This window comes from Microcoleus sp. OTE_8_concoct_300 (assembly GCF_031383065.1).
Lineage (GTDB): Bacteria > Cyanobacteriota > Cyanobacteriia > Cyanobacteriales > Microcoleaceae > Microcoleus.
In genome coordinates, this window is the sequence record NZ_JANMZH010000855.1 from 1 (window position 1) to 11,656 (window position 11,656).

An 11,656-nucleotide genomic window follows, 5' to 3' on the forward strand; every position below is an offset into this window, starting at 1 on the left:
CTTTAGTAATCTTGACGAACTCCGCGTAAAAGTTCAGGAAATTTTATCATCTTTAACAAATAATGTCATTGGTTTTCTCACAGGATGGTCTTGGATCTTACATTCTTTATCTCTAGCACATCTTTAGAAAAATGGTATAACTCTAGCATTTTTGCAGAGCGATCGCGCATTTGAGAACGCGACAAATTCCCGTGAACTTCCAAACCCATTTGCACGTTTTGCAGCGCCGTCAAACTGCGGTGCAAGTTGTGCGCCTGAAAAATATAGCCAATTTGGCGCCGCGCCTTTACCAAGTGGTCTGAACTTGCTTTGCACATTTCTTGACCGAGAATTTTGAGACTTCCCGATTGACCGGATCTCAATCCGCCAATCAAAGTTAAAAGCGTGGTTTTTCCCGAACCGGAAGGTCCCGTCATCAGCACGATTTCACCTGCATTAATTTCGATATTAATGCCAAAAAGTACCTGTTTTCGCAGTTGAGCTTGACCGAAGTAGTGGTCGATTGGGCGCGCGGAAATTATAGGTGCAAGAATCTGTAATGCGTTCTGAAAGAATATGTAATTATTGAACCGCGAAGACGCGAAGGACACGAAGGAAGAGAAAGGAAGAAGTAGAGAGTTTTCTACCGGGAAGGGAGTAACATTTTTTACTTAATCTTTAATTTCCCCCGATCGCCACTTTGACTTGCAAATTGGTTAATCCCGCTACTTTCTGGCTGGAAGCTTCATCTAAGGGCACTTTTACTTCCACTAAAGAAGGATTATTTGCGGCTTTGGTACAGCGGCTGGCGCGAGAAAAAGTCGATTTTACAGTGCTGGATGAAGAACCGGCCGTAGCGCTGCGATTCGTTGCCACAACTATATTAGAGCAGGTGACGCAGAAACCTGAATTTCTCAATTTTGTGAGGTTAGTGATTGCCGAATCAGGGCGTTTTCCCCAGTTAGCGCAGACTTTTGTGAGAAACTTAGCTAAACCGGGTATCGAGCGACTTACTCAATATTTGGCATCGCATCCAGAGTTAAAATTGCCCGATCCGGAGGCAACGGCGCGGATTTTTATTGGCTCGCTGGTATATTTTCAGTTAACGCAGCATCTGATGCACGGCAAAGATATTATCCCAATGGAGCGCGATCGATTGATCGACGGTCTGCTGCACTTGATTTTATCCCGGCAGTCCAATTCCTAAGTGCGATCGACAGAATCTAGGAATTTTCTTTGATAATTATTTAAATGCCATAAAGAGCGAGATCCCTTTATGGCTGCGATCGCAGGTTTTAGTCAGGTGTTTTTCCTAACCTTTCCCTCAATTCATCAGCCGATAACTGCGGCAGTTGCTCTACAAACAATGTCAATTCTGCCACAGGCAATGCCAATAAATTAGTAACGGCTGTAGGCAGAATATCGCCCAATTCAGGCGATCGCATTTGCAAGACGCTTTCAGCTAACAATTTAACCGCTGCTTCCCGCCCTATTTCATCGACTGTCAACATCGATATTGCCAGCAACAGCATTGTAAATTCCGCCGCCTGCAACTTGGATATTGGAGATAGAAAAACAGTCATTTTTGGACTTAATTCTCCAAATCTAACTCGCAGAAAGTTTTCTAAAATTAAGCGCTGTTGTTCTTGTCTGCCTTGTTCTAGTCCTTGTTCTAGTCCTTGTTCTAGTCCTTCTTCTCTAGCTTGTTGCCGTGCTGCTTGTATTTCTTGTTGAAAAAGTGGTGCAATGGTCATAATTAACTCCCGCTCTTCTGGCTCTAATTCTTGTGGCGCATCGGTTACTAAATTTGACTGTAACCGATACAGCAATTCTAGCGCGATAATCCGCAACGGATCGTCTGCTGCTAAAGCGCTTAATTGGGAAATAGCCCTTTGCTGCACTCCCCCTTTGCCCAAAATCCTCAACCACAGGGTTTCTGGAGTTTCTGGCAACTGGTGAATCGCCACAATTGCAGTCCGCAAAGATTCCCCCAAAAAATAGATTCCCTGCATCCAATTCTCTGTGTCTGGTATCGCATTAAAGCTATCTACCAATGCTTTCGATGCTGTGGGCATCAAAATCCACAGTTTGGGTAACTGAGCGTCATCATAGCGAGTATTTTCTCTCCTAAATTTTCGCTCCAACTCACCTCGCACGTCCAATAACTTGCCGAGACAGCTACAAATTTCGCTGGCGTTTGCCGGATTGCGAAACGGTTCAAAAATTGCAGTTGTGTTTGCCATTTTTCCCAACAATCCCAGGGTTTCTGAGTATTCGGGAATTGCGGTGCTGGGAGTGAAGTAAACATCGATTTCTCGGACTTCGGAAGTCACATCTCTGCCGACATTGACCGTTCCCATCGGCGAAAGCAATTCCTCCAGGTATTCTTTGGCAAAGCGATCGTGAATAAATCGCGTCATAGAAATTATTTCAAACAGTAAATAGATTTTTCAGCCGTTTTCTCACCCATTCTACAGGATTTTCATCGTCTTCCGCTGCATCTACCAATTCCATTTCTCGCAGTTGCTGGTGTCTCTCGCTTAACTCTTCTTTGTGTTTGACTATCTGTTGAATAATTTGTTCGGATAAATCCTGCTGTTCTGTTAAAATTTTTTGGAAACCTTCTTTATTAATCGCAAACAAAATTGTTTCTTCCAAAGCTCTCACCGAAGCAGTTCTGGGGATTCCCAACATCAAAGAAAGTTCCCCGAAAAACTGACCAGTACCGAGGTTATTCAGGTGTTTGTCAATAGCTTCCACAAAAACTTCGACCGAACCTGAAAGAATCATGTAAAAAGCATCTCCCGGGTCGTTTTCGCGAAATAAAAATTCTTGCGATCGCAGCCGTTGGCGGTATCCAACTTCAATCAATTGCCGCAATTCTAGATCCGTCAGATTTTCAAAGTATTCCACCTCTCGCAGCAAACAGCTAAGGGACGATCGCTTTTTCAGTTCCTTTGAAAAAATCGGCATTTTTTGCTCGTTTTCTGAGGAACAGTTCGTGATGTCAATTGCCGTTTCTTTTTTGTTGAACATTGACAACGAAAATTCTGATTTTTGCAAATATTTTTCTCTATCCTTGAACGGAAATTCGATTTTATTGTGGCGGAAATTGTACTCGATCGCAAAATTCAAAGAACTTTTAATTACTTCTCTTTGAGTCGGCCTGTCCGTCCAAACTAAAAGTTCAAATTTAAAACTATCATCGCCAAACTCGACAAACAATACTTTCGGATTCGGTTCGTACAAAACTCCCGCTTCCGCGTAAGCAATATTTAACAGAGTTTCTGTCACTACCAGCGGGTTACTATTCTCGGCTACTTCTACGGGAACTCGCAGACAGAGTAGCGAGTTTTCGTAACTCCAGTTAACAATTTTGTTGCTAATCATTTTGCTGTTGGGAACTATGACGCTGGAGTCGTCATTGGTTTGGATGATGGTCGATCGAATCGAGATTTTTTTGACAATTCCCATTAATCCTTCTAATTCCACAAAGTCTCCGACTTTCACAGGTCTGTCTAAAAGCAGCGTTAAGCCGCTGACAAAATTAGTTGTTAAATCCTGTATTCCGAAGCCGATCCCGACTCCCAATCCCCCCGCAACTACTGCAAAAGAAGCGAGGTTGAAGCCGATGCTTTGGATGGCTACAATCACTCCCAAAGCTACTATTAAATACCCAATAATTACTGCGATCGCTTCCCGGTTTCCCTCGTCAATTCCCAGTCTGACGAGCAAGCGTTCCTTAAGAAAGCCAGTAAAAGAACGCGATATGACGAGGATAGCTATGAACAATACAATCAGTTCCCCAAGTGACTGCAGCGATACAGGATTCTCACCTATTTTAAATAAGGTCGCTGTAAAAAATTGGGAGATTTCTGTCAATAAGTCTTCGGGTATTGTATTCAATTTGGTTTCAGGAAGAAATAAATTTTTTGTAGTCAATTCTTAAGCCATTGGCAGTAAGGGCTAACGTCCTTACTGCCAAGTTAAAAAATAAAGGACTGAAGTCGTTACCACTAACTTTTGACCTGTTTTTAGGGTAATAAAAAACTGAAGTCCTTACATATAGCGCTCCTCGCATCATTTGTGAATTTCTTACTCCCTCCCCGAACTCGCGGGGAGGGCTGGGGTGGGGTAAAAAATTTACGACTCCTGCAAGGATTGCTATAGATGTGTGGTTACTCAGACTACGCCGTTATCCGTCTTGCCAAGTTGTCGGATATATTGTCTTTCAATGCCTGCGGTTAGTGTGGCGCTTTTTCGTAAGACCAGAATCATCTATTATTCAAGCGAACCCTCTACTAACTTGAGTCAAAGTTAACTCTCTTCGATTTTATCATACTTGCCACTGATTTTTTTTTGAAGTCCGGTTATAAACTCTAGTAGGGATTAAGGAGATGAATATTTAATGGAAATGTCAAGATATCCAAGTATGACAATGACTTTAACTGGTGGCAGAGATATTGCTACCCTTGTGCCAGTGCGTAAGTCCTGTCTAGATCTGAAAATATCTCACTAAAATTTTCCTGAATATAACTGAAATTGAAAACATTACCAGAATAGATAGTTAGCCTGCTACCAATATAATTGATGAGTAATATAAATGGTTGGCGATACATCCTAAGAATAAACGCAAATAGTGTAACACAGGTATCAAAATCGCGTTGAAAGCCTAATGGTCGCGCTACTGAACGTTTTCTTGATTACCCAAATTGGAGGCAAGGTTTTCCTTGCGATCGCCCAATTGGACAGAAGTTGTAGAATAAAAGCTGAAATGCACTAGCCAACATGACCAAATTCCCACCAGAGAAAACCCAATCGCCACAGCAACAGAGCACAACAGCACAGGTATTGCGACAGGCCCATTTCGAGGCTTTTTTTGCTGCAGCGAATGCCGGAATGATGATTTTAGACAGCCAACTCCGGTACGTCCAAATTAACGAAGCTATGGCCGAGCTCAATGGCATTTGTGTGGCAGACCATATTGGTAGGTCGTTGCGTGAAATGCTACCAGAATTGGCTGTGACTCTAGAACCAATGCTGCAAGAAATTCTGGATACGGGCACCCCAATTCTCGACTATGAAGTAGGGGGTGAAACGCCGAAACAACCAGGCATCCTGCGCTACTGGCAAGCATCTTACTATCCTTTGCGGGATGAAAATGGGCTGGTTTTTGGTGTTGGTGCCATTGTGATTGAAATTAGCGATCGCAAGCGGGCAGAGAAAGAGCAGGCACGACTGACGGCAATTGTAGAAGCAACTTCCGATTTAGTAGGAGTTGCAGATGCGAGCGGGAATAACATCTACCTCAACAAAGCCGGACAGAAAATGCTGGGGATATCCCCAGAGGAACCAGGATATCAGTTTAGTATAAATTCTGTGTTAGCTCCCTCGGCAAGGGCAAAATTCCGCGACGAAGTTTTTCCAATCGCCTTACGAGAGGGTACCTGGGCTGGTGAAATCCTATTTGTGTCGCGCGATGGGCAAGAAGTTCCAGTCTCCCAGGTTTTGATCGTCCACAAAACGGAAGCGGGAGAAATCGAGTTTATTTCCACTATTGCGCGGGATATTCGCGATCGCAAAAAAGCAGAGGAAGAACGGCAATTGCTTGTTACAACAATCGAAAATAGCCGTGACTTTATTGGCGTTGCCTCAATGGATGGTCGCCCTCTACTCATGAATCAGGCTTCTCTGGATTTAGTTGGACTCAGTAGTTTGGACGAAGCCAGAACCAAACACATTACCGACTTCTTTATGGCAGAAGATCTGGACTTTGTACAGCAGTCTATTCTGCCTGCGGTGATGAAAGAGGGAGGTTGGCGGAGTGATTACCGCTTCAGACATTTCGTGACAGGTCAACCCATCCCGGTAGATTACACTCTATTTCTGATTAAACATCCAGAGACTAATGAACCTATAGCGATTGCCAGTATTACGCGGGATATTCGCGATCGCAAAACCGCAGAAGATGTCCTCAAACAAAGTGAAGAACGATTTCGATGTTTGACGGAAGCCACCGCTCAAATTATTTGGATTGCCAATGCAGACGGCTTGATGGCGATCGAGCAACCTACTTTGAGTGCATTTACAGGACAGACCTTTGATAATTACAAGGGATGGGGCTGGCTAGACACGATCCACTCAGACGATCGCGCGATCGTTACTAGCTCATGGTCGGCGGCCATTGGCAATCGAGCCCCCTATGAAGGTGAATTTCGTATGCGCCGCTGGGACGGGGAATATCGCTACATGAGTTGTCGTGCTGTACCAATTCTGAAGGCGGATGGTTCAATTCGGGAATGGGTTGGGGCTAATACAGATATTACCGATCGCTTCCAAGCTCAAGAAGCTCTGCGCGATCGCAACGCACTGCTAAACTCTATTTTGGAAAGTACGCCAGACATCATTGTGGTGAAAGACCGGGAAGGCCGCTATGTTGCCCTCAATACCAACCTGGCAAATTTTTATGGTAAACCGATTGAGGACATCCTGGGCAAAGATGATTCGGAACTGCTGCCCCCTGCTAGCGCCGTTCCAATGATGGCAAAAGACCGCGATATCGTGGAAACAGGCACTACTGAAACCTACGAAGAAGATGTTTCTAATGGTGAAAGCGGCAGCAGTTCTTTTTTAACGACAAAAGCCGCTTGGCGGGACGCTGAGGGCAATATTCTCGGCATCATCGCCACAGCACGAAACATTAACGATCGCAAACAAGTCGAAGCGGATCTGCGCGAACGCAACGCACTGCTAAACTCTATTTTGGAAAGTACACCCGACTTCATTGTGGTTAAAGATCGAGAAGGGCGTTATGTTGCCATTAACTCCAATGCGGCAAACTTCTTGGGCAAGCCAATTGAGGAAATCATCGGCAAAGATGATTTGGAATTACTGCCTAACGCTGCCCGTGAAATGATGGCAAAAGATCGTCAAATCATGGCAACAGGAATCACTGAGACTTACGAGGAAGATATCTCTCCTGATGAAAACCCTACGACCTTTTTGACTACAAAGGCTCCTTGGCGGGATAATCAGGGCAACATCCTCGGCATCATCGCCACAACACGAGATATTAGCGATCGCAAACAAGCCGAGCAAAAACTCCGCCAAACGCTAGAAATGCTCGACTTAGCTAGCGATGCTATCATTATTCGGGATATGGATGACCGCATCATCTACTGGAACCAAGGTGCAGAAAAGCTCTATGGTTGGACAAAAGCCGAAGTAGTAGGGCAGTACATTCACACATTCTTGGAAACCTTCTTTCCTACACCGTTAGAAACCTTATTGGCAGAGTTTTTCGATCGCGGAAGTTGGGAAGGAGAACTTCACCACACCACCTGCGATCGTCGGCATATTATTGTGGCAAGTCGCTGGACATTACAGCGCGACGGGGAAGGAAAGCCTTGTGCCCAACTCGAAATTAATAATGACATTAGCGATCGCAAACAAGCCCAAGATGCGATCAAACAAAGCGAAGAACGCTATCGTTCGCTAATCGCTGCTACGTCCCAAATGGTCTGGACAGCGGATGCTGAAGGAAGAAGCCCCGATCTACCGAGTTGGAGAGCTTACACCGGACAAACCGAAGCCCAGGTGGTTGGTTTGGGCTGGTTAGATGCAATTCACCCCGACGATCGGGAACAAACGAATCAGGTCTGGATGGAAGCAGTGCAAACGAACAGCCTGTTTGAGATAGAATATCGACTCCGGGGAGCGGATGGAAACTATCGTTATTTTCAAGCTAGAGGGGTGCCAATTGTAAATGAAGATGGCAGCGTCCGGGAGTGGGTTGGCACTTGTACCGATATCCACGATCGCAAACAAGCCGAAGATGCGATCAAACAAAGCGAAGAACGCTATCGTTCGCTAACCCTTGCCATCTCCCAAATTGTCTGGATAACGGATCCTGAAGGAAGATGCGACGATACACCGAGTATGAGAGCTTACACCGGACAAACCGAAGCGCAGGTTTTTGGTTTTGGCTGGTTAGATACAGTCCACCCGGACGATCGCGAACTCACACTTCAGGTGTGGAGCTCCGCAGTGCAAACGAAAAGCCTGTTTGAGATGGAATATCGACTCCGCTCAGCGGATGGAAACTATCGTTATTTTCAAGCTAGAGCGGTGCCAATTCTGAATGAAGATGGCAGCATCCGGGAGTGGGTTGGCACTTCCATCGATATCCACGATCGCAAACAAGCCGAAGATGCGATCAAACAAAGCGAAGAACGCTATCGTTCGCTAATCGCTGCTACGTCCCAAATTGTCTGGACAGCGGATGCTGAAGGAAGAAGCCCCGATCTACCTAGTTGGAGAGCTTACACCGGACAAACCGAAGCCCAGATGGTTGGTTTGGGCTGGTTAGATGCAATTCACCCGGACGATCAGGAACGAACCAATCAGGTCTGGATGGAAGCAGTGCAAACGAAAACCGTGTTTGAGATAGAATATCAAATCCGCAGAGCGGATGGAAACTATCGTTATTTTCAAATTAGAGGGGTACCACTTCTGGATGAAGATGGCAGCATCCGGGAGTGGATTGGCACTTGTACCGATATCCACGATCGCAAAGAAGCAGAAATCCTACAGGCAAAAGCCAGGGAAGCTGCAGAGGCAGCAAGTCGGGCAAAAAGTGAATTCCTTGCTAACATGAGCCACGAGTTGCGGACTCCCCTTAATGGCATCATGGGATACGCGCAGATTCTTCAGCGTTCCAAATCCTTGAATGAAGAAGAGCGATCGCGCATTAATGTGATTTATCAGTGCGGTTCCCATTTACTGACTTTAATCAATGATATTCTCGATTTGGCGAAAATTGAAGCCCAGAAAGTGGAACTCATGCCTACTGATTTTCATTTCCCGGCGTTCCTGCAAGGTGTAGCAGAGATGTGTCGCATCCGAGCAGAAATTAAGGGAATTCACTTCCATTTTCCATCAAGCCCCGAACTCCCGATCGGTATTCATGCGGATGAAAAACGCTTGCGACAAGTGTTAATTAATCTTTTAAGCAACGCTATTAAATTTACCGATGAGGGCAGTGTCACTTTTATAGTCAGTTTTGCTACAGAAGGAAAACTTCGCTTTGAAATACGCGATACAGGTAGCGGCATTGCACAAGAGCAACTCCAAGCTATCTTTCAGCCCTTCGAGCAGGTAGGAGATCGCAGACGGCACACGGAAGGCACCGGCTTGGGACTGGCAATTAGCCAAAGGATTGTAGAACTAATGGGCAGTACCATTCAGGTTCAAAGTGAGATGAATGTTGGCAGTATTTTTTGGTTTGATGTTAATATATCTCAAGCCGATGAATGGGTGAAAACATCTCAAATCGACCATCAGGGGCAGATTATCGGCATCAAAGACCGCCAACCTAAGATTGTGGTTGTCGATGACAAATGGGCTAACCGTTCGGTAATTAGCAATTTGCTTAGTCCGCTCGGCTTTGAGGTGTCTGAAGCCAACGATGGACAGGAAGGGTGGGAAAAAATTCTAGAGGTGCAGCCAGATTTAATCGTTACCGACCTATTAATGCCCGAAGTAGATGGCTTCGAGCTAATTAAGCGGGTGCGAGAATCGGAAAATTTCAAAGACCTGATCATTATTGTCTCTTCTGCCAGCGTATTTGAAACAGATCAGTACAGAAGTTTAGAGGCAGGAGCCAACACCTTTATTGCCAAACCTGTTCAAGCAACCGAACTGCTACAAAAATTGCAACAGTATCTTGAGTTGGAATGGGTTTACGAAGCTAATGAAGCTCCACTGGCGATCGGCTCAGACACCAATGAGCTAATTTCCCCGCCTGCTACGTCCATGGAAATACTATACGAGCTGGCCATGAAAGGAAATTTCCGAGAAATAGTTCAGCAGGCGGTATTACTTGAACAACTCGATCCCAAATACATTCCCTTTGCTAAAAGATTGCATCAAATGGCAAAGGACTTTCAAGACGAAGAGATTTTAACGTTTATTCAATCCTACAAGTAAGGTTTATGAAGTCGGAAATTCAACCAAATGGTACGATTCTTATAGTTGATGACAATTCAGCCAACTTGGGTGTCTTATCTGATGCCTTAAGTCAGGAAGGATTTGAAGTTCGGGTCGCAAAATCTGGAAAGATGGCACTAGAGCGAGTCAAATATGCTCTACCAGATCTAATCTTGCTAGATGTCATGATGCCAGAGATTGATGGATTTGAAACCTGTCGTCGATTACAGGCTAATCCAGAAACTACACAGATTCCCGTTATATTTATGACAGCTCTCTCGGATACGGCCAATAAAGTTGAGGGGTTTCAGCTTGGGGCTGTAGATTATATTACCAAACCCTTCCAACAAGAGGAAGTATTAGCTCGCGTCAAGCTGCATTTAAAGCTTCATGTTCTAGCGGATAAATTAGAGGAAAAAAATATGTTATTGGAGCAAAAAGTTGTAGAAGTCAGCAAAGCCTATGAGGATTTGCAAAAAATGCAAATTAAGTTAATCCAAAGCGAGAAAATGTCCGGCTTAGGGCAACTGGCGGCTGGCATTGCTCATGAAATTAATAACCCTATAAATTTTATAGCGGGCAATCTGAGTTATGCCCAAGAGTACGCTCATAAATTACTAAAAATTATACACCTATATCAAGAAGATTATGTAAAGCCTACCCCTCGGATTCAAGCAGCAATAGATGAAATAGAACTGGAATTTCTGGAGGAAGATTTTATAAAAATTCTTAAGTCAATGAACTTAGGAACGCAGCGCATCCAGGAGATTGTCAAGTCTATGCGAATTTTTTCTCGCGTGGATGAGGCCGAGGTAAAAACAGTAAATATCCATGAAGGAATAGAAAGTACACTCACCCTCCTGCATCATCGTTTAAAAGCAAAACCAGACCATCCTGAGATAGAACTAATAAAAGAGTACGGTCAGATTCCACAAGTAGAATGCCATGCCGGACAACTCAATCAAGTGTTCATGAATATTATTTCTAATGCCATTGATGCTTTGGATGAATCTAATCAGCAGCGTTCCTTTGCAGAAATCCAACAACACCCGAACCGCATTCAGATTTCTACAAAAGTAATAGACGATAATTGGGTTGCTATTCATATTAGTGACAACGGTCGGGGAGTTTGCGAAACCGTAGGACCGAAACTATTTGACCCTTTTTTTACCACCAAACCTATCGGTAAAGGAACTGGCTTGGGGTTATCTATCAGTTACCAAATTATCGTTGAAAAGCATGGGGGCAGGTTATACTGCCAGCCTGTATCAGGAAAGGGCATAGAATTCGTCATTGAAATTCCAATTCGGCAACAAGCTAGTCAAGCTGCTTAGTTTCCGGGTGCAATGTTTCTTTGGCGATGATAGCTATCGTTATGAAGGCTTCGACTTTTTCGGCTGAAACAGAAATTAATGCTTTGGTGACTAATATCATGTCAGGTCGAGGAACCGCGATTTTTGTAGGGGAGGGTTCGCCAACAATAGCTGCCAATAATTGACCATCTCAAAAACCCGCCCCGACCGGGATATTATGGTTAATCGATCGGATACAATATAATGATGTCACTGATAAAGCAACTGCACAATGGATAAGACCTCTTGCAAAAATAACTAGGACGGGCTCTTCGGCCCATCCCACAATAAAAAATAACTGTTGTGGGATGGGCCCCAGAGCCCGTCCCATCAATTGA

7 protein-coding genes are annotated in these 11,656 nt (G+C 44.5%); 3 read left to right on the plus strand and 4 right to left on the minus strand.

Going from position 1 to position 11,656, the window contains the following annotated elements; all coding sequences use genetic code 11:
- Positions 1-77 precede the first annotated feature (77 nt).
- Positions 78-557 carry an ATP-binding cassette domain-containing protein gene (locus ACUVJL_RS37505; protein ID WP_445250458.1) on the minus strand — a complete coding sequence of 160 codons (480 nt, stop codon included), beginning with the start codon at positions 555-557 and terminating at the stop codon, positions 78-80.
- 122 nt (positions 558-679) lie between these two features.
- Between ACUVJL_RS37505 and ACUVJL_RS37510 the strand changes: the two genes are divergently transcribed.
- A complete protein-coding gene (locus ACUVJL_RS37510; protein WP_445250452.1) occupies positions 680-1,186 on the plus strand; it encodes a TetR/AcrR family transcriptional regulator C-terminal domain-containing protein in 507 nt (168 codons plus the stop codon).
- Positions 1,187-1,274: 88 nt separating this feature from the next.
- Here ACUVJL_RS37510 and ACUVJL_RS37515 read toward each other — a convergent pair whose 3' ends face one another.
- Both ACUVJL_RS37515 and ACUVJL_RS37520 read right to left on the minus strand, forming a co-directional pair.
- A complete protein-coding gene (locus ACUVJL_RS37515) occupies positions 1,275-2,399 on the minus strand; it encodes a flagellar assembly protein H (protein WP_445250453.1) in 1,125 nt (374 codons plus the stop codon).
- A 10-nt stretch (positions 2,400-2,409) separates the two neighbouring features.
- Positions 2,410-3,885 carry a mechanosensitive ion channel domain-containing protein gene (locus ACUVJL_RS37520; protein ID WP_445250454.1) on the minus strand — a complete coding sequence of 492 codons (1,476 nt, stop codon included), beginning with the start codon at positions 3,883-3,885 and terminating at the stop codon, positions 2,410-2,412.
- 882 nt (positions 3,886-4,767) lie between these two features.
- On the opposite strand from ACUVJL_RS37520, the gene ACUVJL_RS37525 reads away from it, so the two are divergent.
- Positions 4,768-9,966, plus strand: a complete 5,199-nt coding sequence (locus ACUVJL_RS37525; protein ID WP_445250455.1) for a PAS domain S-box protein — start codon at positions 4,768-4,770, stop codon at positions 9,964-9,966.
- A gap of 5 nt (positions 9,967-9,971) precedes the next feature.
- Positions 9,972-11,300 (plus strand): hybrid sensor histidine kinase/response regulator, encoded by a 1,329-nt coding sequence (locus tag ACUVJL_RS37530; protein ID WP_445250456.1) that lies wholly within the window; start codon positions 9,972-9,974, stop codon positions 11,298-11,300.
- Here ACUVJL_RS37530 and ACUVJL_RS37535 read toward each other — a convergent pair.
- Positions 11,284-11,457: a hypothetical protein gene (locus tag ACUVJL_RS37535; protein ID WP_445250457.1), complete on the minus strand. Its 174-nt coding sequence runs from the start codon at positions 11,455-11,457 to the stop codon at positions 11,284-11,286. The two genes, ACUVJL_RS37530 and ACUVJL_RS37535, sit on opposite strands and share 17 nt — an antisense overlap.
- Positions 11,458-11,656: the final 199 nt, after the last annotated feature.